Origin of the sequence: Streptococcus sp. GMD5S, from assembly GCF_000298715.2 — a bacterium.
Classification (GTDB): Bacteria; Bacillota; Bacilli; order Lactobacillales; family Streptococcaceae; genus Streptococcus.
In genome coordinates this window covers 43,576-64,430 of sequence record NZ_AJRG02000008.1, presented here as the reverse complement: position 1 = coordinate 64,430, position 20,855 = coordinate 43,576, and the positions used below count along the sequence as shown (strand labels likewise).

At 38.5% G+C, this 20,855-nt stretch carries 23 protein-coding genes; 17 read left to right on the top strand and 6 right to left on the bottom strand.

What is annotated here, in order from left to right; all coding sequences use genetic code 11:
• Nucleotides 1-44 precede the first annotated feature (44 nt).
• The 4 genes from GMD5S_RS0205455 to GMD5S_RS0205440 all read left to right on the top strand — a co-directional run bounded on the left by GMD5S_RS0205455 (nucleotide 45) and on the right by GMD5S_RS0205440 (nucleotide 4,369).
• Nucleotides 45-1,844, top strand: coding sequence for a Spy0128 family protein (locus tag GMD5S_RS0205455; RefSeq protein ID WP_000723555.1), 1,800 nt, complete (start codon nucleotides 45-47; stop codon nucleotides 1,842-1,844).
• 388 nt (nucleotides 1,845-2,232) lie between these two features.
• Nucleotides 2,233-2,874, top strand: a complete 642-nt coding sequence (locus GMD5S_RS0205450; protein WP_000121156.1) for an amino acid ABC transporter permease — start codon at nucleotides 2,233-2,235, stop codon at nucleotides 2,872-2,874.
• 10 nt (nucleotides 2,875-2,884) lie between these two features.
• Nucleotides 2,885-3,514, top strand: coding sequence for an amino acid ABC transporter ATP-binding protein (locus tag GMD5S_RS0205445; RefSeq protein WP_000891746.1), 630 nt, complete (start codon nucleotides 2,885-2,887; stop codon nucleotides 3,512-3,514).
• Between the two features lie 15 nt (nucleotides 3,515-3,529).
• Complete coding sequence (locus GMD5S_RS0205440) at nucleotides 3,530-4,369, top strand: amino acid ABC transporter substrate-binding protein (protein WP_000823418.1); 840 nt, start codon at nucleotides 3,530-3,532, stop codon at nucleotides 4,367-4,369.
• Nucleotides 4,370-4,595: 226 nt separating this feature from the next.
• Here GMD5S_RS0205440 and lysS read toward each other — a convergent pair whose 3' ends face one another.
• The 5 genes from lysS to GMD5S_RS0205405 form a co-directional block, all read right to left on the bottom strand.
• Nucleotides 4,596-6,086, bottom strand: a complete 1,491-nt coding sequence (lysS, locus tag GMD5S_RS0205430) for a lysine--tRNA ligase (protein WP_000102437.1) — start codon at nucleotides 6,084-6,086, stop codon at nucleotides 4,596-4,598.
• Between the two features lie 138 nt (nucleotides 6,087-6,224).
• A complete protein-coding gene (locus GMD5S_RS0205420) occupies nucleotides 6,225-6,848 on the bottom strand; it encodes a histidine phosphatase family protein (protein ID WP_000780804.1) in 624 nt (207 codons plus the stop codon).
• Nucleotides 6,848-7,330 (bottom strand): aminoacyl-tRNA deacylase, encoded by a 483-nt coding sequence (locus GMD5S_RS0205415; RefSeq protein WP_001085910.1) that lies wholly within the window; start codon nucleotides 7,328-7,330, stop codon nucleotides 6,848-6,850. The genes GMD5S_RS0205420 and GMD5S_RS0205415 overlap by 1 nt, the downstream gene beginning before the upstream one ends.
• A complete protein-coding gene (locus GMD5S_RS0205410; RefSeq protein ID WP_008289179.1) occupies nucleotides 7,330-8,172 on the bottom strand; it encodes a DUF368 domain-containing protein in 843 nt (280 codons plus the stop codon). Before GMD5S_RS0205410 ends, GMD5S_RS0205415 begins: the two co-directional genes overlap by 1 nt.
• 106 nt (nucleotides 8,173-8,278) lie before the next feature.
• Nucleotides 8,279-9,079 carry a glycoside hydrolase family 25 protein gene (locus tag GMD5S_RS0205405; RefSeq protein ID WP_001227570.1) on the bottom strand — a complete coding sequence of 267 codons (801 nt, stop codon included), beginning with the start codon at nucleotides 9,077-9,079 and terminating at the stop codon, nucleotides 8,279-8,281.
• 155 nt (nucleotides 9,080-9,234) lie between these two features.
• Between GMD5S_RS0205405 and glmU the strand changes: the two genes are divergently transcribed.
• From glmU to GMD5S_RS0205370, 7 genes are all read left to right on the top strand, one after another.
• Nucleotides 9,235-10,614, top strand: coding sequence for a bifunctional UDP-N-acetylglucosamine diphosphorylase/glucosamine-1-phosphate N-acetyltransferase GlmU (gene glmU / locus GMD5S_RS0205400; RefSeq protein WP_000073757.1), 1,380 nt, complete (start codon nucleotides 9,235-9,237; stop codon nucleotides 10,612-10,614).
• Nucleotides 10,615-10,623: 9 nt separating this feature from the next.
• Nucleotides 10,624-11,169 (top strand): NUDIX hydrolase, encoded by a 546-nt coding sequence (locus GMD5S_RS0205395; protein ID WP_000393796.1) that lies wholly within the window; start codon nucleotides 10,624-10,626, stop codon nucleotides 11,167-11,169.
• A gap of 11 nt (nucleotides 11,170-11,180) precedes the next feature.
• Complete coding sequence (macP, locus tag GMD5S_RS0205390; RefSeq protein WP_000517860.1) at nucleotides 11,181-11,492, top strand: cell wall synthase accessory phosphoprotein MacP; 312 nt, start codon at nucleotides 11,181-11,183, stop codon at nucleotides 11,490-11,492.
• A gap of 15 nt (nucleotides 11,493-11,507) precedes the next feature.
• Nucleotides 11,508-12,200: a 5'-methylthioadenosine/adenosylhomocysteine nucleosidase gene (locus GMD5S_RS0205385; protein WP_000689812.1), complete on the top strand. Its 693-nt coding sequence runs from the start codon at nucleotides 11,508-11,510 to the stop codon at nucleotides 12,198-12,200.
• 76 nt (nucleotides 12,201-12,276) lie between these two features.
• Nucleotides 12,277-12,771, top strand: a complete 495-nt coding sequence (gene rocS / locus GMD5S_RS0205380; RefSeq protein WP_000021252.1) for a chromosome segregation protein RocS — start codon at nucleotides 12,277-12,279, stop codon at nucleotides 12,769-12,771.
• 81 nt (nucleotides 12,772-12,852) lie between these two features.
• On the top strand, nucleotides 12,853-13,443 hold the full coding sequence (locus GMD5S_RS0205375) for a 3'-5' exonuclease (protein ID WP_000413620.1): 591 nt from the start codon (nucleotides 12,853-12,855) through the stop codon (nucleotides 13,441-13,443).
• Nucleotides 13,444-13,451: 8 nt separating this feature from the next.
• Nucleotides 13,452-15,215: a glycerophosphoryl diester phosphodiesterase membrane domain-containing protein gene (locus tag GMD5S_RS0205370; RefSeq protein ID WP_000801705.1), complete on the top strand. Its 1,764-nt coding sequence runs from the start codon at nucleotides 13,452-13,454 to the stop codon at nucleotides 15,213-15,215.
• Nucleotides 15,216-15,253: 38 nt separating this feature from the next.
• Here GMD5S_RS0205370 and GMD5S_RS0205365 read toward each other — a convergent pair whose 3' ends face one another.
• Nucleotides 15,254-15,553, bottom strand: coding sequence for a YbaB/EbfC family nucleoid-associated protein (locus tag GMD5S_RS0205365; protein ID WP_000981516.1), 300 nt, complete (start codon nucleotides 15,551-15,553; stop codon nucleotides 15,254-15,256).
• Between the two features lie 439 nt (nucleotides 15,554-15,992).
• On the opposite strand from GMD5S_RS0205365, the gene GMD5S_RS0205360 reads away from it, so the two are divergent.
• The 6 genes from GMD5S_RS0205360 to GMD5S_RS0205335 all read left to right on the top strand — a co-directional run bounded on the left by GMD5S_RS0205360 (nucleotide 15,993) and on the right by GMD5S_RS0205335 (nucleotide 20,849).
• On the top strand, nucleotides 15,993-16,700 hold the full coding sequence (locus tag GMD5S_RS0205360; RefSeq protein WP_000638515.1) for an IspD/TarI family cytidylyltransferase: 708 nt from the start codon (nucleotides 15,993-15,995) through the stop codon (nucleotides 16,698-16,700).
• A 4-nt stretch (nucleotides 16,701-16,704) separates the two neighbouring features.
• Nucleotides 16,705-17,727, top strand: a complete 1,023-nt coding sequence (locus tag GMD5S_RS0205355; RefSeq protein WP_000609907.1) for a ribitol-5-phosphate dehydrogenase — start codon at nucleotides 16,705-16,707, stop codon at nucleotides 17,725-17,727.
• Nucleotides 17,728-17,743: 16 nt separating this feature from the next.
• On the top strand, nucleotides 17,744-18,601 hold the full coding sequence (locus tag GMD5S_RS0205350; RefSeq protein WP_000413082.1) for a phosphotransferase family protein: 858 nt from the start codon (nucleotides 17,744-17,746) through the stop codon (nucleotides 18,599-18,601).
• Between the two features lies 1 nt (nucleotide 18,602).
• A complete protein-coding gene (locus GMD5S_RS0205345) occupies nucleotides 18,603-19,481 on the top strand; it encodes a DMT family transporter (RefSeq protein ID WP_000791836.1) in 879 nt (292 codons plus the stop codon).
• A gap of 11 nt (nucleotides 19,482-19,492) precedes the next feature.
• Nucleotides 19,493-20,182 (top strand): sugar phosphate nucleotidyltransferase, encoded by a 690-nt coding sequence (locus GMD5S_RS0205340; protein ID WP_000643950.1) that lies wholly within the window; start codon nucleotides 19,493-19,495, stop codon nucleotides 20,180-20,182.
• Nucleotides 20,183-20,372: 190 nt separating this feature from the next.
• Nucleotides 20,373-20,849, top strand: coding sequence for a PTS sugar transporter subunit IIA (locus GMD5S_RS0205335; RefSeq protein WP_000521987.1), 477 nt, complete (start codon nucleotides 20,373-20,375; stop codon nucleotides 20,847-20,849).
• Nucleotides 20,850-20,855: the final 6 nt, after the last annotated feature.

Genomic DNA, 20,855 nt, shown 5'->3' with positions numbered 1-20,855 from the left:
ATAAATAGGGGAATCTATCCCCAAAAATAAAGGAGGCAAATGTTGTGAAAAAGATTAATAAAAAACTTTCTCATGCATTCATGGCGCTATTGTTAGTAGCTTCAGTATTTATCCCAGTACTAAGAACTAGCAATGTGGTTAAAGCTGCTGAACTATCATCTAGTAGCTATACGCTAACGACAGTACCGACAATTAACAATAATAAGTTAGTTGATGGTGCAGAGTATGGTGAAGGGAAATTTTACCTTCAAACCACTTACAAATTCGACAACTCAACAACGTTGAAGAATGGTGACTTTATGGTTTATAAAGTTCCAAATGAATTCAAAATTGAATCAGATTCAACTACTGAAATCTTTGGTAACGATGGAGTCACTAAGGTTGCTGAGTTAACGACAAATAAGTCTGCAAATACAGCGACTGTAACGGTAAGTAACGAAGATTATTTTTCTAACTTACCTGAAGAGAAACAAATTTCGGCCTTATTTACTGTTGTATGGGCTGATAATGTTGAACTCAATAAATCGTATCCAATCGACATTCCTGGAGCAGGAGTATACAATTTGACTCGTATTGTTCCAGATGAGGATCTAACAGGATTCACTAAATGGGGAGTTCAAGATACGAACGATCCAAATTATATTAATTGGTATATTCGCGTAAACAAATATGCCAATCCTTATGAAGGTGTTTCGATTCAAGATACAATCCCTGAAGGACAAGTATTAGCTAGTGAGATTACAGGTTACTACTTTACTGAATGGGGTAAAGATGAGCATCATCCTCTTTTGAATCCAAGTCACATTGTTGTTCAAGATTCTAATCACTTCACTATTACTCCAAATGGTAATGGTGATCTAACCAATCAAGGTTTGTATGTAGTTTATAAGACTCGTATCACCGCACCAGTTGATAATACAACAAAGAAAGCTTTCAATAACGTTAAAATTACGACTTCAACTGAAAACTTTGATGTAGAAGGTTTTGCACCATTAACCACAACTGAAGGTATTAGTTCAGGTTCACGTTCTACAGAAGTTTCATTTGAGGTTTCTAAGCAGTTAAAAGGAAAAGACTTAGCTGCTGAAGAATTTAGCTTCCAACTACTTGATCCAAACGGATCAGTTGTGGAAACTGTTAAGAATGATAAAGATGGCAAAGTGAAATTTAAAGCCGTTAAATTCTCTACAGTGGGTACTTATAAGTATCAAATCAAAGAAGTTAATGATCAAAAACCAGGTTTTGCTTACGATGATAAGACCATTAACGCAGAAGTTACTGTAACAGATGTTTATGGTGAGAAGTTTGCAAGTGTTAAATATGACAATAAAGTTTTTGTAAATTCGTATTCTGTTAAATCTGCAACAACTTCAATTACTGCTAAAAAAGTCCTAAATGGTAAAACTCTTGAGGCAGATAAATATGAATTTGAATTGAAAGAAGGCGACAAACTTGTAGCTACAGCTAAGAATGCTGCAGACGGAACAGTTGCTTTCCCAGCGATTGAATACACTGCTGCAGGAACTCACACGTATACTATCACTGAAAAAGATGGTGGTGAAGCTGGTGTAACTTATGATAAAAATGCTTATACAGTAACAGTAAAAGTTGTAGACAATGGTCAAGGTCAACTTGTAGCAACAGTTACAGGTAATAATCCAACCATCACAAATACTTATGCTGCTGAGACTCCGGGTTCTTCAGATAACAAACCTAAACAACCAGGAGAAACTAAAGAACTACCAAATACTGGTACATCTGAAATGACTATCTTGCTTACTGTTGTAGGAGTAGTACTTGCATTTGGTTCCATTCTCTTATTCCGTTTCAAAAAAGTTAAATAATCTAGTTGAAAAATCTTGATGCCTTTGCTATGGCATCATCAAAGAGCCACTTGTATGGATAGTAGAAATGATACTATTCTTATAAAGTGGTTCTTTTTTTATATCTCTAGAGGTAAGAAGTGAATGAGAGAAAACATAGTTCTGTATCAATGAAATCTTTATAGATATTTGTTAAAAAAATTTGATCATTGTTCTATCAGAATTAGAAGTTAACCCTATATTATCGTCTAGAATCCTTATAATTCTTTGAATTCTGTAAGATGATATTTCGCTCTTATTTCATATATAAAGGTGTATAGTTCAAGAATTATAGAATTTTTTTACAAAAACCCTTGCTAAATTGTTTATTTATGCTATAATAGGAACAATAATTTTTAGGAGGTGCAGTATGTCTTATATGTTTGAGATATTACCAAGTTTATTGAACGGTGCAAGTATGACACTTCAAGTCTTTGCTCTGGTCTTGATTTTTTCAATTCCTTTAGGTATTGTCGTTGCCTTTGCTTTACAAGTCCGCTGGAAACCCCTCCATTATCTGATTGACCTTTATATTTGGGTGATGCGAGGGACTCCCTTGCTCTTGCAATTAATCTTTATTTACTATGTTCTTCCTAGCATTGGGATACGTTTAGATCGTTTGCCTGCTGCTGTGATTGCTTTTGTACTGAACTATGCAGCCTACTTTGCTGAAATTTTTCGTGGAGGGATTGAAACCATTCCTAAAGGGCAGTATGAAGCTGCTAAAGTCTTGAAGTTTAGTCCATTTGACACAGTGCGCTATATCATTCTTCCTCAGGTTACAAAGATTGTCTTACCGAGTGTTTTTAATGAAATCATGAGTTTGGTCAAGGATACTTCTTTGGTCTATGCTTTGGGGATTTCAGATTTGATTTTGGCTAGTCGTACAGCAGCCAATCGAGATGCTAGTCTTGTTCCTATGTTTTTAGCTGGAGCGATTTATTTGATTATGATTGGTCTTGTAACCATTGTAGCGAAAAAACTTGAGAAGAAGTACAGTTATTACAGATAGGAGGATTGCTATGTTAGAATTACGAAACATCAACAAGGCCTTTGGTGGCAAACAAATCTTAACCAATTTCAGCCTATCAATTCCTGAAAAGCAAATCCTTGCAATCGTAGGTCCATCAGGAGGCGGAAAGACAACCCTATTACGTATGCTAGCTGGACTGGAAACCATCGATTCGGGGGAAATCTACTATAACGGCGAATCGCTAGCTATAGACGAACTAGAAAAGCGCAATCTTCTGGGATTTGTTTTCCAAGATTTTCAACTCTTTCCGCATTTGTCAGTTCTAGATAACTTAACCTTGTCGCCGATAAAAACGACGGGTATGGACAAGGAAGTTGCTGAGAAGAAGGCGCGTGGTTTGTTAGAACAACTTGGGTTAGCAGGACATGCAGATGCCTTTCCGTTCTCACTTTCAGGTGGGCAAAAACAACGGGTGGCCTTAGCTCGCGCTATGATGATAAACCCAGAAATTATTGGATATGATGAGCCTACATCAGCCTTAGATCCAGAATTGCGATTAGAAGTAGAAAAACTTATCCTTCAAAATAAAGAGCGTGGGATGACCCAGATTGTTGTGACCCACGATCTTCAGTTTGCGGAAAACATTGCTGATCAGATTCTTAAGGTTGATCCAAAGTAGGACTAGGAGGTGCCTATGAAGAGAAAGAAAATTGCCCTTGTACTTGCTCTGTTCTTTAGCTTCTTCCTGACGGCTTGTACTCAGAAGGCAAGTGATCCAAATCAGGATAATTGGGCCAAATATCAAAAGCAGGGAAGCATTACCATTGGCTTTGACAATACCTTTGTTCCTATGGGATTTGAGGAAAAGAATGGCCAGTATGCAGGCTTTGATATTGACCTGGCCCAAGCTGTTTCCGAAAAGCTAGGAATTCAGATTAAATTTCAACCCATCGACTGGGATATGAAAGAAACCGAGCTACAAAATGGTACCATTGATGCCATCTGGAATGGCTATACAGCAACAGATGAACGGAAAGAGAAGGTTGCTTTTACCATTCCTTACATGGAAAATCAACAAGTTTTGGTCTCTAAAAAGTCTCAAAACATCCACTCAGTTCAGGATATGACTGACAAAGTTTTAGGGGCCCAGGCTGGATCTTCTGGATATTTGAATTTTGAAGGACAACCCGAACTACTCAAGAATCGAGTGAAAGACCAGAAGGCCAATCAATACCAAAGTTTCAATGAAGCCTTAATTGATTTGAAAAACGATCGGATTGATGCCTTGTTGATTGACCGGGTATATGCCAATTATTATCTCCAGTCTGAAGGAATATTAAATGACTACAATGTCTTTTCAGCTGGATTTGAAAGTGAAGCTTTTGCAGTGGGTGTTAGACCTGCTGATAAAACCTTGCTAGCTGCTCTGAATCAAGCCTTTATCTCACTATACCAAGAAGGAAAATTTCAGGAAATCAGCCAGAAATGGTTTGGGGAAGATGTAGCCACCAGTCAAGTTAAAAATCAAGAATAAGAAAAGAGATTGAGTTTTTCCTCAGTCTCTTTTTGCATTGAAAAATCCTCTGGAAAGTACCAGAGGATAAGAGCTTATACTCAATGAAAATCAAAGAGCAAACTAGGAAGCTAGCTGCAGGCTTCTCAAAACACTGTTTTGAGGTTGTGGATATAACTGACGAAGTCAGTAACCATACATACGGCAAGGAAATGCTGACGCGGTTTGAAGAGATTTTCGAAGAGTATTATTTCATTGTTGGGAAGAGCAATACATCACGGATAGTAGTTGTATCAGTGAGGAGCATGCAGAGACGGTCGATACCGATACCCAAACCACCTGTTGGTGGCATACCGTATTCAAGGGCTTCAATGTAGTCGTAGTCAATACCAGTTGCTTCATCATCACCAAGCTCTTTAGCTTTAGCTTGAGCTTCAAAACGGCTGAGCTGGTCGATTGGGTCGTTCAACTCAGTAAAGGCATTACCGTACTCCTTAGTCATGATGAAGAGCTCGAAACGGTCAGTAAAGCGTTCGTCTTCAGGATTCTTCTTCGCGAGTGGAGATACTGCTACTGGATGTCCATAGACAAAGGTTGGTTGGATCAAGGTTTCTTCGACGAACTCTTCAAAGAAGGCATTGATGATGTGACCAACTTCAGTGTAGTGTTTCTCAACTGGAACTTTCTTCTCAGCAGCGATAGCTTTAGCTTCTTCGAAAGTCATATCTTGCCAGAAATCAACACCAGTAATTTCTTTGATAGCATCCACCATGTGAACACGTTTAAATGGTTCGTTGATCTTAATTTCAGTGCCCTGGTAGTTAACTGGACCATCACCCTTAACTACCTTAGCAGCGTGTTGGATAATACCTTCCGTCAAATCCATGATATCTTGGAAGTCTGCATAAGCTTGGTAAACTTCGATAGAAGTGAATTCAGGGTTGTGAGTAGCGTCCATTCCTTCGTTACGGAAGATACGGCCAATTTCATAGACACGTTCCATACCACCAACGATAAGGCGTTTCAAGTGAAGCTCAGTCGCGATACGAAGCACCATGTCAATGTTTTGGGCATTGTGGTGAGTGATAAATGGACGAGCAGCAGCACCACCGGCTTCATTATGAAGGACAGGTGTTTCCACTTCAAGGAAGCCTTTTTGATCTAGATAACGACGGATTTCAGAGATGATTTTTGAACGAGTAACAAAACGTTCGAAGCTTTCGCGGTTAGAAATCAAGTCAAGGTAACGTTTACGATAGATGGTTTCAACGTCTGTCAAACCGTGGAATTTCTCTGGAAGTGGGCGAAGTGCTTTAGACAAGTGTGTGATGTGAGTTGCCTTGATAGAAAGTTCTCCCATATCTGTACGCATGACTTCACCTTCGACACCAAGGAAGTCACCGAGGTCTGCTTTTTTGAAGATTTCGTAGTTTTCTTCACCAACAGCATCTTTACGAACGTAGATTTGGATTTGACCTTCTCGGTCTTGAAGATGGGCAAAGCCGACTTTCCCTTTTCCACGTTTGGTTACTAAGCGTCCAGCGATAGTAGCAGTTTCATTTAATTCATGTAATTGTTCTTTATCAAGTTCTGCAAATTTGTCTTTAAGCTCTTGTGAGTTAGCAGTACGTTCAAAACGTTTTCCGAAGGGATCGATTCCTTGTTCACGGAGCGCAGCCATTTTTTCACGGCGAACGATCTGCTGGTCATTTAGTTCTTCCATATGTTCTGTAGACATGGGTTCCTCCTAATTTTACTCAAAATTTGATACGATGAGTCATTTTTTGCGATACTCCCATTTTATCATAAATAGCAGAGAAATTCACGGATATTCTTTGAAAACTAAAAAGAACTTGACTATTAAGATCAAGTTCCATTATTTTCTTTGATAGGAAGTGTCATTCCATCTTTCCAGAGTGAAGATTTCAAAATCATCGGTCTCTAAAACTGTCAGACTAGCATTTGCCAAGCCTCCATCTTTGCGAAGGTGAGCCTCTTTATAGCCTAAAAGTGTACGAAGGCTAGCAGTGAGATTGGCCCCATGCCCGACAATCAGAATTCTTTCAGCCGGACTTTCTTTCAGAGATTTGATAAACTGAATGGTTCGCTGAGTCGTAGAGTAGAGAGATTCGGCTTCAAACATCCTCGTATCAAACTGAGCCAGATTAGAGCGAAAGGCCTTGATTTGTTGTGGGTAGATGGCATTGAGCGTAGCAATTTTTAATCCCTCTAGTTTGCCAAGTTGCCATTCACGTAGGTTAGGAATGCTCTTTAAAGGACAAGGGGCTAGGAGTTGACTTTGGATAATTTCAGCAGATTTAACGGCTCTGGGTAAATCACTAGAATAAATCGTATCAAAAGGAATTTCCTTAAGATACTGCCCCAGTTGTTTTAGTGTGTCAATGGACTCTGGAAGAAGGGGAGAGTCACCACTAGCACCTTGAAAACGTCCTTCAAGATTCCAGAGGGTGCGACCATGACGGACAAAATAGAGTTTCATTACTTACTTTCCTCCAAGATATCAGCAAAGTCCGCTTTTACAAAACTGGCTAAGTCTTGAGGTCGGATGATAATACTATGCCCAACTTCTCCAGCAGAGACAATCATTTGGTCCAAATCCAAAGCAGTCTGATCAATAAAAATAGGATAATTGTGTTTTTGGCGAATGCCGACGGGGTTATTAGCCCCATGAATATAGCCTGTCGTTTTTTCTAGGTCTTTTTGAGGAATCATGCTGACTTTTTTATTACCAGAAACCTTTGCTAGTTTTTTCTCAGCGAGGTGTTCTGTTATGGGAACGATTCCGATGATTGGCCCCGTTTTGTCCCCTAATAGAGCCAAGGTTTTAAAGATATGAGTTCGATCATATTCTGAAGGAAGTTCTCCCTCAAGCGCGTTGATTTGTATACCAGTATGGTCAATACCCGCCTTGGTCAAGATTTGTTCGACCAAGGTTTTTTTAATCTTAACTTTCTTTGCCATTATTTATATTTATCCTCCAATTGACTCATCCAGATACCAAGCCAAATGCCAAGCGCAAAGAAGAAGGCGACGAGAACATAGCTCACAATAGAAAGTCCAGTGTATTGGATACTTTCAGCACTTCCAGCATTTGGAATCAAAATCAAGAGGGTGCTTGACAGCACAATCCCAATAATAAAGTGATAAACACGGGAGTGGTAGTTGTTCAAGGCGTGGTCCATTAATTTTGAAAAAATGATGAGTGTTGCTCCTGCACCAATCCCAATAGGAAGGAAGGTTCCGAATAAATCAAAGGTCTTAAAGCCAGTTAGCATTGGAGCGTACAGCCCTAAAATCAAGAGTAGGTTTGACGGACTTAAACCAGGCACCAAGACACCTAGAGCTAAAAGAGCACCCGCTAAGATGAAACTAGCGAAACCAGCACTGAGAGAACCAACAACAAAATTTAGCGCGTAGAGCCCGACACCTGAAAGGATAAAGGTGGTCCAGAACCAGACTAGGTCAATCTTATCCCGATCAGATTCCCGAGTAGATTCTTTAAGGAGGCTAGGCACTGTACCGATGATAGCTCCAGCAAAACTCCATAAAACATAGACTTGGTAATTTGCTAGCAGATACTCGATTGGATAAGAAAACAAACCAATGCCTAGCAACATCCCAATTGCTACTGGAATAAAGTATAGGACATTCGCTTTAAAATCTTTAAAGGGATGAGCCAGAAAAGAAATCATTCGCTCGTAAATTCCCAAAATAGCTGCCAGAACACCACCAGAAATTCCAGGTAGGATAAATCCTAAGGCGATGACGATTCCTTTAATAACTCTTGCAATCCATGAAAACATCATAAAATCCTCAATTTCATAAAATTCTTTCTCTATCCTATCAATTATAACACAGACGAGAAGAAAATGAAAAAACAAGTGAAAAAGAGAGCAATTTTCACTTGTTTTATGGTCTTAAAAATAGTTTTCTGAAGGTTTCTTCTTTTTCCTTCAAGGTAGAAATGAGATTAATATCTAAATGATGCTCAAATCCAGCAATTCTTCCTTTTGAAGTATACTGATGGAGGTCATAGTCTAAATCTGTATTAGGCGTGGTTTCAAAGTAGCCTGAATTCGTTCCATAAGATGGAATCCAGACAGCAGAGAACTTATCTGTATTGATACTATGCTCTTGCATAAAATAAACACCGATGTAAATTCCGATATTTTTGGCGCCAAGGGCTTCTAGTTTAGCCCTAAAAGCTTCAACACCTTCATTCATATCGGACATTGTTTTTTCTTCAACATCGAGCCAATAGTAACTAGGGTTGTATGGAGAAGCAGCATTGTAGAAAACCTCAGCAGCTTTTTCCATTTCTTTCTTACTAGTACCTGCTAGATAGGCATAAACAGCAACTGGAACATTCCGTTTTTGAAATTCTGAAATATGATTTATATAGGCTTTATCGACACCATTGGCATAGGCGGCATTATTTGTTTCAGTATGCTGACCCCCATTGTGGACACGAACAATAACACCAGAAATATTTTGAGATAAGGTATCGTAGTTGATTTCCTCAGGTATTTGCCAGCCAGAGACGTCAATAATAGGTTTGTCAAGATTATGCAAGGCCTGATTTTCAACCTGGACTGCATTGGGTTTTGACTTGATAGGATGGTCTTCATAAGTTGGTCTATTGAGGATCAAAATAGCTATAAATATAGTAAATAAAGTAAAAATAATAGCTGGATGAATCTTTTTTCTCATATTTAAATAGTTTAACGTAAATAGACAAAAAAATCAAAGAAAACATCGGAAAAAGTGAATATATGGGCGTCTTCTCCCTATTTTTCTGTTTGTTTACTCCTAAGAAACTAAATTATGGTATAATATAAGGGAATTTCTAGAGAAAAGAGAAGATTATGTCAAATTATGCCATTATTTTAGCAGCGGGTAAAGGTACTCGCATGAAATCAGATCTTCCAAAGGTACTTCATAAAGTAGCTGGAATTTCGATGTTGGAACATGTTTTTCGTAGTGTTGGTGCTATTCAACCTGAAAAAACAGTTACTGTAGTTGGTCACAAGGCAGAGCTAGTTGAGCAAGTATTAGCCGGTCAGACAGACTTTGTTACCCAATCAGAACAACTAGGAACTGGGCATGCTGTCATGATGGCAGAGCCTATTCTCCAAAATCGTACAGGCCACACATTGGTTATCGCTGGAGATACTCCTCTGATTACAGGTGAAAGCTTGAAAAACCTTTTGGATTTCCATATCAATCACAAAAATGTGGCGACGATCTTGACAGCTGAAGCAGCTGATCCTTTTGGATATGGTCGTATCGTCCGCAATGATAATGCTGAAGTTCTTCGCATTGTGGAGCAGAAAGATGCCACAGACTTTGAAAAACAAATCAAGGAAATCAATACAGGAACTTATGTATTTGACAATGAACGTCTTTTTGAAGCCCTTAAAAACATCAACACCAACAATGCCCAAGGTGAGTACTATATTACTGACGTGATTGGTATTTTCCGTAATGCGGGTGAGAAGGTTGGGGCCTATACTCTCAAGGATTTTGATGAAAGCCTCGGGGTAAATGACCGTGTAGCTCTTGCGACTGCAGAAGCAGTGATGCGTCGCCGTATCAACCAAAAGCATATGGTTAATGGTGTTAGCTTTGTCAATCCTGAAGCAACTTACATCGACATTGATGTTGAGATTGCTCCCGAAGTCCAAATCGAAGCTAATGTTACCTTGAAAGGTCAAACGAAGATTGGTGCTGAGACTGTTTTGACAAACGGTACTTATGTAGTGGATAGCACTATCGGAGCTGGAGCTGTGATTACCAACTCTATGATTGAGGAAAGTACAGTTGCAGACGGCGTGACTGTTGGCCCTTATGCCCATATTCGTCCAGGTTCAAGCCTGGCTGCTCAAGTTCACATTGGAAATTTTGTTGAAGTAAAAGGATCTTCAATTGGTGAAAATACCAAGGCGGGTCATTTGACTTATATTGGAAACTGTGAAGTGGGTAGCAACGTTAATTTTGGTGCAGGAACTATTACAGTCAACTACGATGGCAAAAATAAATATAAAACTGTCATTGGCAATAATGTCTTTGTTGGCTCAAACTCAACTATTATTGCTCCTGTAGAACTTGGGGATAATTCTCTGGTTGGAGCGGGTTCAACCATTACCAAGAATGTTCCTGCTGATGCCATTGCTATCGGCCGTGGACGTCAGGTCAACAAAGATGAATATGCGACTCGCCTCCCTCATCATCCCAAGAACCAGTAGGAGTTTGTCATGGAATTTGAAGAAAAAACGATTAGTCGGAAGGAAATCTATCAAGGTCCTATTTTCAAACTAGTACAAGACCAGGTGGAACTACCAGAAGGAAAGGGTACTGCCCAACGTGACTTAATTTTTCATAATGGAGCTGTTTGTGTACTAGCTGTGACAGCCGAGGATAAAATCGTTCTCGTTAAGCAATACCGAAAGGCTATCGAGGCGGTTTCTTATGAGATTCCTGCTGGTAAACTAGAACTTGGTGAAAATGCTGATCCAATGGCGGCGGCCCTTCGTGAATTGGAAGAAGAAGTTGCCTATACTGGTAAGTTAGAACTGTTGTACGATTTCTATTCTGCGATTGGATTTTGTAACGAAAAACTAAAACTTTATCTCGCCAGAGATTTGGTTAAGGTGGAAAATCCTCGTCCACAAGATGATGATGAAACCTTGGAAGTCCTAGAAGTAAGTCTAGAGGAAGCCAAGAACCTGATCCAGTCAGGTCATATCTGTGATGCCAAGACCATTATGGCGATCCAGTACTGGGAACTACAAAAGAAATAGAGGAGCAACCCATGGGAAAACCTTTATTAACAGACGAAATGATTGAACGTGCCAACCGTGGTGAGAAAATATCAGGACCACCTCTTAAAGATGATGAGGAAACAAAGATCCTACCAACGTCTTCACAACATTTTGGTTATTCACGTTCTAGAGACCACGGTTTTAGTCAAGATACACTTACAATCGAAGTAGAACCAACGATTCATAAAAGTCGTCGCATTGAGAATACCAAGAGAAATGTTTTTAATTCGAAACTCAATCGCATCTTGTTTGCAGTTATCCTACTTTTGATTTTGTTAATTTTAGCGATGAAACTCTTGTAATTGAAAGGACTTGAAATGAAAATTGGAATCATTGCTGCCATGCCAGAAGAACTCGTATATTTGACTCAGAATTTGGAAAAACCTAAAGAAGTCCAAGTCTTAGGAAATACTTACTACACTGGCTCTGTTGGCAATACAGAAGTCGTTCTAGTTCAGAGTGGGATTGGAAAGGTCATGTCGGCTATGAGTGTAGCAGTGTTAGCTGACCATTTTCAGGTAGAAGCTATCATCAATACAGGATCAGCAGGTGCTCTTGCTGAAGGGATTGCTGTTGGTGATGTCGTGATTGCAGATAGACTAGCATACCATGATGTGGATGTGACTGCTTTTGGTTATGCTTATGGCCAAATGGCTGGTCAACCTCTGTACTTTGAATCAGATAAGAAATTTATCGCTAGGATTAAAGAAAACTTATTTCAGTTAGTGCAGACATGGCACCTAGGCTTGATTGCTACAGGAGACAGTTTTATAGCTGGAGATGATAAGATTGCTAGTATCAAATCCCACTTCCCTGATGTTTTAGCAGTTGAAATGGAAGGGGCTGCTATTGCACAAGCGGCTCAGTCTCTTAATTTACCGTTCCTAGTCATTCGTGCTATGAGTGACAATGCCAATCACGAAGCCTCTATCTCTTTTGATGAGTTTATTATCGAAGCTGGACATCGTTCTGCCCAAGTCTTACTAGCCTTTTTAAAGGCCTTGGATTAAGCGGAAATTTGACAGTTTATCTAGCTTATGATAAGATTTAAATAAAGAAAAGCTAGAAAACGTTTCAGAGGATATTATGAGTATTGAAATGACCGTCAGTGAGATTGCAGAGGTTTTAGGACTATCTCGTCAAGCAATCAACAATCGTGTCAAAGAACTTCCAGAAGAGGACACGAAAAAAAATGACAAAGGTGTAACTGTAGTTACTCGAAGTGGCTTGATCAAGCTAGAAGAAATCTACAAAAAAACGATTTTTGAAGATGAACCAGTCAGTGATGATGTCAAACAACGTGAACTGATGGAAATCTTGGTCGATGAGAAAAACGCTGAAATTCTTCGCTTGTACGAGCAGCTCAAAGCAAAAGACCGCCAGTTATCAGAAAAAGACGAACAGATGCGTATCAAAGACCGCCAGATTGCTGAAAAGGACAAACAGTTGGACCAACAGCAACAGTTAACTCTTCAAGCCATGAAGGATCAAGAAACCTTGAAACTCGAGTTGGACCAAGCAAAAGAAGAAGTCCAAGCAACCAAAAAAGGCTTTTTTGCTCGCCTTTTTGGAGGAAAATAAAGAAGCTGTTTGGGTTACTCACTAACCTAATGGCTTCTTTTATTATTTATAGTTTATTTTGGGTAGTAATTGAGGTAAATAATGGAAAAATTAAGAGATTATATCGCCTTTGATTTGGAATTCAATCAACACGAGGGGGTTACCCATTTAATTCAAGTATCAGCAGTCCATTTTCAAGATGGGCAAGAATGTGCTGCTTTTGACTCTTATGTTTATACTACAGCCCCATTGAAGAGTTTTATCAATGGTTTGACTGGAATCACAGCTGAAACCTTGAAAGATGCGCCAAAGGTAGAACAAGTTTTAAAGGACTTTCAAGCATTTGTCGGTAACTTACCTATCGTTGGTTACAATGCAGCTAAGAGTGATTTGCCTATTCTCTTGGAGCATGGCATTGATTATCGTGACCAGTATAAGGTTGATCTATATGAGGAGGCTTTTGAACGCCGTAGTTCTGATCTACACGGCATAGCCAATCTTAAATTGCAAACTGTTGCAAATTTTTTAGGCTTTCACAGGAAGTCTCATAACAGTTTAGAGGATGCCCGCATGACGGCGCGTGTTTACGAAGCTTTTTTGGAATCAGATGAAGGAAAGCTATTAATAGAAGACCAGAGTAGTTTTTCGATGAATCCTTTCGGTGGCTTAGATTTATCCCAATTTTTAGACTAGGAGTGCTTATGAAACCTGAAAAACCTAAGAAGCTAGGTTTTAGGAAGATATACTATAACCTAGATAAGATTTTATTTCTATTTTTCTTGATATTTATGATGGTTGAGTTTGTCTGGCTACCATTAAATTCATGGATTGCTGGCATCCTTCTGAGACAAACAGGTTACTTGTTTATCTCCTACAATAACTTTTGGGCGATTATACAAGGCTCGCCTTTTATCAGTTTAGCCTTTCTCATCTTAATTGCAATCAATCTCCTGGTTGCCTATTTCCAGATTTGTCTTTTGTTTATAGGAGCTCGTCACCTTCTCTATCATGAAAAGAGAACTTTAATTGAGTACAGTAGAAAAGTATTTCACCAGAGTTTTCTATTCGTTAAGCGATTGAGCTTTTGTAAGATGGCCTTTGTCTTTTTTTACATTGCTTTGCTTTTCCCGTTCATCCGTAAGATTTTAAAAATCTACTACCTCAACAAGATTATTATCCCTGATTTTATTGTGAATTATTGGGAAGGTAAGCATTGGCTGGTAGGACTGATGCTCATAGCATCTGCTTGGATCTTACTCTATATTTCCGTCCGATTTATGTTTGCCCTTCCTAAGATTCTCTTTGAAAGAAAGACCGTAAGAGAAAGTGTGAAATATAGTCTCCAAAAGACAAAGAAAAATGTCCTTTTCTTCTCTTGGCATCTCTTGCTCATTATCATTAAAACGTATCTCTTCTTCTTTGGTTTGTTAATTCCCTTGCTTTTTGCGCAAGTAGTGATGGATAGTCTAACTCAAAAAGAATCCTTGATTCTCGGTGTAATTAATTTTGTCTTGATTAAAAATTTCCATTACATGACCCTGACTTATTTCCTAGTGAAGTTTGTTTCCTTCCTGACAGGAGAGGAGTTGGAGATCATGCCAAGGCGAAAGAAAGACCATCTGATGAGATGGGGTGTCATGGGGTGTGCAAGCATCATCTTTGCCATAGAAGGCTACGTTTATCTGGAATCTCCGGATACCAATACACCTTTAGTGATTTCGCATAGAGGAGTAAGTAATAAAAACGGTGTTCAAAATACTGTGCAGTCTTTAGAAAAAACAGCTCAACTAAAACCAGATCTCATCGAAATGGATGTGCAGGAAACGAAAGACGGTCAGTTCGTGATGATGCACGATGCTAACCTCAAAAATTTAACAGGTATTAATGCTACACCGCAAGATTTGACTCTGGATGAATTAACAAATACAGATATTTACGAGAATGGTTATCAAACAAAGATTTCAAGCTTTGATGCCTATTTAGAGCGTGCAAATGCTTTAAACCAAAAATTGCTGATTGAGATTAAGACCAGTAAAAAAGATAGTCCGCAAATGATGGACCATTTCCTCGAAAAGTACGGAGCGACTATCAAGAAATATGGACACCAGATGCAATCGCTAGACTACCATGTGATTGATAAAGTGTTGACTTATGATTCTGAAATTCCAGTTTACTTTATTCTTCCCTATAACAGTATCTTCCCAAGAACCAAGGCAACTGGTTACACTATGGAGTACTCGACTTTGGATGAATACTTTGTCAATAAACTCTGGACAACTGATCAGAGACTCTATGTTTGGACCGTAAATGGTTCGGAGGCATTTGATAAAGCAGTTCGTCTCGGCGCAGATGGCATGATAACGGATGATCTTGAAATGGTCCAGTCACAAGTCACAACGGCTCAAGACGATCCGGAATATACGGAATTACTCTTAAAGAAAGCAATGGAATTCTTTGATTTCTAAGAAAAAAAGAGAAACAGATGTTTCTCTTTTTTTGTGGATTAGAAAGGCAATTTTCCAGCGAAAGCTCCTAGTTTCTTCTTAGTCGTTTCATCAATTTGTTCAAGAGCAGCGTTAATCGCTTGAACAGTCATGTCAGAAAGTGTTTCGAGATCTTCTGGATCTACAACTGCTGGGTTGAAGTCAATGCTGACAACTTTTTTGTCTCCAGTTAGGGTTGCTTGGACAAGGTCCTGAGCTGATTTTCCAACAAATTCCATGGCAGCGAGTTCTGCTTGGCTCTGTTCCATTTGTTTTTGAAGTTTTTGTGCTTGGCGCATCATGTTTTGCATGTTCATCATGGCTGTTTACAGTTTCCTTTTCTATTATTTTCCTTTTTATTTTATCAATTTTAGGTGCAAAAGTCTATTATTTGTTTAATTCATTAGATATATGAACTTTTATAATGAGTCCCTTAAACAACTTTTAAGAAATTTACTATGCACACCTGGTATTCTTTGCGAAACAAATAAATTTCATTTAAGTTTTCTTTAAGGATTCTATTATATTCTAAAGAACTCTATGTTAACCGAACGTTAAGCAGAAAATATAGAGTATAACCTAAATTTATTTCTTAATTTGTTATAGTCTTTCCAGATTTAGTAACACATTGTTCACTTTTTACCTTTAATGGTGTGTTGATTAGACTAAATGACGCTCTGTCTTTTTTTCATGATGGAGGCAGATTGTGATATAATAGATAGTAATGAGTTTTTTAGAATAAACTAAAGGAGAATATAAATGATCTATGCAGGAATCCTAGCCGGAGGAACTGGCACACGCATGGGAATCAGTAATTTACCAAAACAATTCTTGGAGTTGGGTGATCGACCTATTTTGATCCACACAATTGAAAAATTCGTCTTAGAACCAAGTATTGAAAAAATTGTAGTTGGAGTTCATGGAGACTGGGTGTCACACGCTGAGGACCTAGTTGACAAGTATCTTTCTCTCCACAAGGATCGCATCATCATTACCAAAGGTGGGGCTGATCGCAATACCAGTATCGAGAAGATTATAGAAGCCATTAATGCCTATCGTCCAATCACTCTAGAAGATATCGTGGTTACCCACGACTCTGTTCGTCCTTTTATCACACTTCGCATGATTCAGGACAATATCAAACTTGCTCAAGATCATGATGCGGTTGACACAGTAGTAGAAGCGGTTGATACCATTGTTGAAAGTACAAATGGTCAGTTTATCACGGATATTCCAAATCGTGCTCACCTCTATCAAGGTCAAACACCTCAGACATTCCGTTGCAAGGATTTCATGGATTTGTATGGTTCCCTATCTGATCAAGAAAAGGAAATCCTGACGGATGCATGTAAAATTTTTGTTATCAAAGGAAAGGATGTTGCTCTAGCTAAAGGGGAATATTCAAACCTTAAAATCACAACGGTGACAGACTTGAAAATCGCGAAAAGCATGATTGAGAAAGACTAAGGCTATGATTAATCAAATTTATCAACTGACCAAACCAAAGTTTATCAATGTAAAATATCAAGAAGAGGATATTGATCAGGAGAATCATATCCTGATTCGTCCAAATTATATGGCGGTTTGTCATGCGGATCAACGTTACTATCAAGGGAAGCGTGATCCAAAGATATTGGCTAATAAACTTCCTATGGCCATGATTCATGAGTCTTGTGGAACTGTTATTTCAGATCCGACTGGGACTTATGAAGTCGGTCAAAAGGTAGTTATGATTCCCAATCAACCGCCTATGCAGAGTGACAAGGAGTTCTACGAGAACTACATGACCGGAACCTACTTCCTATCAAGTGGTTATGATGGCTTTATGAGAGAATTTGTCTCTCTTCCAAAAGATCGTGTTGTGTCTTATAATGACATTGAGGACACAGTTGCAGCCATTACTGAGTTTGTGAGTGTTGGTATGCATGCCATGGATCGTTTCTTAAATCTTGCTCATAGCAAGAGAGAGCGCATCGCTGTTATCGGAGATGGTAGTTTGGCCTTTGTGGTTGCAAATATTATCAATTATACCTTGCCAGAAGCAGAGATTATCGTGATTGGACGCCATTGGGAAAAACTGGAACTCTTCTCTTTTGCAAAAGAGTGCTATATTACTGATAATATCCCAGAGGATTTGACCTTTGATCATGGATTTGAGTGTTGCGGTGGTGATGGTACAGGACCAGCTATCAATGACCTGATTCGCTATATTCGTCCACAGGGAACGATTCTCATGATGGGAGTGAGTGAATACAAGGTTAATATCAATACACGAGATGCTTTGGAAAAAGGATTGTTATTAGTAGGATCATCTCGCTCAGGACGCGTCGATTTTGAGAAGGCCATTCAAATGATGGAAGTTAAAAAGTTTGCAAATCGTCTGAAGAATATCCTTTATGTTGAAGAACCAGTGAGAGAAATCAAGGACATTCACCGTGTCTTTGCTACAGACCTTAATACTGCTTTCAAAACAGTATTTAAGTGGGAAGTGTAGAAGATGGAGGTTAATTGTGGAGAAACTCATCAAAGAAAAAATTTCTTCTTTACTATCTGATGAAGAGGAAGTACTCAGTGTTGAACAGTTGGGAGGCATGACCAACCAAAACTATTTGGTTAAAACAACCAACAAACAGTATATTGTGAAATTTTTTGGTAAAGGGACTGAAAAACTCATCAATCGTCAAAATGAAAAGTACAATCTTGAACTTTTAGAGGATTTAGATTTAGATGTCAAAAATTACCTCTTTGATATTGAGTCAGGGATTAAAGTAAATGAATACATCGAATCAGCAGTAACTCTTGATTCAACATCAATCAAGTCCAAGTTTGAAAAGATTGCACCAATTTTACAAACCATCCATGCTTCAGGGAAAGAATTAAGAGGAGAGTTTGCTCCTTTTGAGGAAATCAGCAAATATGAATCCTTGATTGAGGGAGCTATCCCTTATGAAAACTATGAAGCTGTAAGAAAAGATGTATTTTCACTAGAAAAGAGATTGGCTGATTTGGGTGTTGATAGAAAGTCCTGTCACATCGATTTGGTTCCAGAAAACTTCATCGAGTCACCTCAAGGTCGCTTGTATTTGATTGACTGGGAATACTCTTCCATGAATGATCCAATGTGGGATTTGGCAGCACTTTTCTTAGAGTCTGAATTTACAAAGCAAGAGGAAGATGCTTTCCTTTCCTACTATGAAAGTGACAAAACGCCTGTATCACGTGAGAAGATTCGTATCTATAAAATCTTGCAAGATACTATCTGGAGTTTGTGGACAGTGTACAAAGAAGCTCAAGGAGCTGATTTTGGAGATTACGGTATCAACCGTTACCAAAGAGCTGTCGAGGGTTTGACTTATTATGGAGGTTAGGATGAAGAATAAAAATGGTGTTTCTTTTGGTCTGCTCTCTGGTATCTTCTGGGGATTAGGTCTAACGATTAGTGCTTATATCTTTTCAATTTTTACAAATCTCTCACCTTTTGTGGTGGCTGCTGCTCATGATTTCTTGAGTATCTTTATCTTGTTAGCTTTTCTTTTGGTAAAAGAAGGAAAAGTTCGCCTCTCTATTTTCTTAAATATTCGAAATGTGAGTGTTATAATCGGAGCTTTACTAGCAGGACCAATTGGTATGCAGGCCAATCTTTATGCGGTTAAATATATCGGTAGTTCACTAGCTTCATCTGTATCAGCTATCTATCCAGCAGTTTCAGTTTTTCTAGCCTTCTTCATTTTGAAACACAAGGTTTCAAAGAATACAGTATTTGGTGTTTTCTTGATTATTGCAGCTATCATTGCTCAAACCTATAAGGTTGAACAAGTTAACTCGTTTTACATTGGGATTCTTTGTGCCCTTATCTGTGCCATTGCCTGGGGGAGCGAAAGTGTTCTCAGCTCCTATGCTATGGAAAGTGATTTAAGTGAAATTGAAGCCTTGTTAATCCGACAAGTAACCTCATTCTTGTCCTATCTTGTGATTGTGCTCTTTTCACACCATTCATTTGCAGAAGTGGCAGATGGGCAGTTACTAGGCCTCTTGCTTGTCTTTGCAGCCTTTAACATGATTTCCTACTTAGCTTATTATATCGCCATTAATCGTTTGCAACCTGCGAAAGCGACAGGTTTGAATGTGAGCTATGTAGTTTGGACTGTCTTATTTGCAGTTGTTTTCTTGGGTGCACCGCTAGATATGCTGACAATCATCACTTCACTTATTGTTATGGCTGGTGTTTATATTATTATTAAAGAATAAAGGAGATTCGTGTGAAAGCGATTATTTTAGCAGCGGGCTTAGGAACTCGTCTACGCCCTATGACTGAAAATACACCAAAAGCTTTGGTTAAGGTTAATCAAAAACCCTTGGTAGAATACCAAATTGAGTTTTTGAAAGAGAGAGGAATTGATGAGATTATCATCGTTGTCGGTTACCTCAAAGAACAATTTGACTACCTAAAAGAAAAATATGGTGTCCGTTTAGTCTTTAACGACAAGTATGCTGATTACAATAACTTTTACTCACTTTATCTAGTAAAAGAAGATTTGGCTAACAGCTACGTCATCGATGCAGATAACTATCTTTTCAAAAATATGTTTCGAAACGATCTTAAACGTTCTACCTATTTTAGCGTTTATCGTGAAGACTGTACGAACGAGTGGTTCTTGGTTTACGGTGATGACTACAAGGTTCAAGACATTATTGTTGACAGCAAGGCTGGTCGCATTCTGAGCGGAGTTTCATTCTGGGATGCACCAACTGCTGAGAAGATTGTTGGCTTTATTGACAAAGCTTACGAAAGTGGTGAATTTGTTGATCTCTACTGGGACAACATGGTTAAGGATAATATCAAAGAATTAGATGTCTATGTCGAAGAATTAGAAGGAAATAGCATCTATGAAATTGATAGTGTAAAGGACTACCATAAGTTAGAAGAGATTTTATCTACTATTGAGTAAGGAAAGAGAAGAAGGCTTGGGCCTTCTTTTTTTGTGGATTTTACAACAAGAATGTTTGATATTGATTGTATTCTTTAAATGAAACAAAAATTACAAAAAAAAGAACAAAATAAAACAAAAATTATTGACAACGATTTCATATAGTGTTATACTTATAGCATAAAAGATAATTGAAAGAAGGGAAAATGTTATGGGATTAGATCATTTCTTTGACAAAAACCTAGTGTTTTGCTTAGAAGCGAATAATCAAGAACAACTCTTTGATCAGGTAGCAAGCTTGTTGGAAGAACGAGAAATTGTCACTCCAACTTATCGTGAAGCCTTGATCACGCGTGAAAAGTCATTTCCAACTGGTTTAGATATGGAATTTCTAGGAAAGGACTTGCCAAATGTAGCGATTCCTCATACAGATATTGTTCATAATCTAGCTGAGAAAGTAGTGGTTGTTCGATTAGAAAAACCAGTAACTTTTCACAATATGATAGCTCCTGATAAGGAAGTAGAAGTATCCCTACTCTTCTTTATCATTAACAACTCAAGTTCAAGTCAAACAAATATTCTGGCTCAGTTGATGGACTTTTTCACAGGAAATGGACATCTGGAAGATCTATCAAAAATTTCCGAACCAGAAAAACTTTATGCTTACATTGCTGAAGCAACCGCTTAATCTTGT

Coding starts and splice junctions, on each gene's coding strand:
- GMD5S_RS0205450 (WP_000121156.1), top strand. CDS start 2,233: ATGTCTTATATGTTTGAGATATTACCAAGTTTATTGAACGGTGCAAGT.
- GMD5S_RS0205445 (WP_000891746.1), top strand. CDS start 2,885: ATGTTAGAATTACGAAACATCAACAAGGCCTTTGGTGGCAAACAAATC.
- GMD5S_RS0205440 (WP_000823418.1), top strand. CDS start 3,530: ATGAAGAGAAAGAAAATTGCCCTTGTACTTGCTCTGTTCTTTAGCTTC.
- lysS (WP_000102437.1), bottom strand. CDS start 6,086: ATGTCTACAGAACATATGGAAGAACTAAATGACCAGCAGATCGTTCGC.
- GMD5S_RS0205420 (WP_000780804.1), bottom strand. CDS start 6,848: ATGAAACTCTATTTTGTCCGTCATGGTCGCACCCTCTGGAATCTTGAA.
- GMD5S_RS0205415 (WP_001085910.1), bottom strand. CDS start 7,330: ATGGCAAAGAAAGTTAAGATTAAAAAAACCTTGGTCGAACAAATCTTG.
- GMD5S_RS0205410 (WP_008289179.1), bottom strand. CDS start 8,172: ATGTTTTCATGGATTGCAAGAGTTATTAAAGGAATCGTCATCGCCTTA.
- GMD5S_RS0205405 (WP_001227570.1), bottom strand. CDS start 9,079: ATGAGAAAAAAGATTCATCCAGCTATTATTTTTACTTTATTTACTATA.
- glmU (WP_000073757.1), top strand. CDS start 9,235: ATGTCAAATTATGCCATTATTTTAGCAGCGGGTAAAGGTACTCGCATG.
- GMD5S_RS0205395 (WP_000393796.1), top strand. CDS start 10,624: ATGGAATTTGAAGAAAAAACGATTAGTCGGAAGGAAATCTATCAAGGT.
- macP (WP_000517860.1), top strand. CDS start 11,181: ATGGGAAAACCTTTATTAACAGACGAAATGATTGAACGTGCCAACCGT.
- GMD5S_RS0205385 (WP_000689812.1), top strand. CDS start 11,508: ATGAAAATTGGAATCATTGCTGCCATGCCAGAAGAACTCGTATATTTG.
- rocS (WP_000021252.1), top strand. CDS start 12,277: ATGAGTATTGAAATGACCGTCAGTGAGATTGCAGAGGTTTTAGGACTA.
- GMD5S_RS0205375 (WP_000413620.1), top strand. CDS start 12,853: ATGGAAAAATTAAGAGATTATATCGCCTTTGATTTGGAATTCAATCAA.
- GMD5S_RS0205370 (WP_000801705.1), top strand. CDS start 13,452: ATGAAACCTGAAAAACCTAAGAAGCTAGGTTTTAGGAAGATATACTAT.
- GMD5S_RS0205365 (WP_000981516.1), bottom strand. CDS start 15,553: ATGATGAACATGCAAAACATGATGCGCCAAGCACAAAAACTTCAAAAA.
- GMD5S_RS0205360 (WP_000638515.1), top strand. CDS start 15,993: ATGATCTATGCAGGAATCCTAGCCGGAGGAACTGGCACACGCATGGGA.
- GMD5S_RS0205355 (WP_000609907.1), top strand. CDS start 16,705: ATGATTAATCAAATTTATCAACTGACCAAACCAAAGTTTATCAATGTA.
- GMD5S_RS0205345 (WP_000791836.1), top strand. CDS start 18,603: ATGAAGAATAAAAATGGTGTTTCTTTTGGTCTGCTCTCTGGTATCTTC.
- GMD5S_RS0205335 (WP_000521987.1), top strand. CDS start 20,373: ATGGGATTAGATCATTTCTTTGACAAAAACCTAGTGTTTTGCTTAGAA.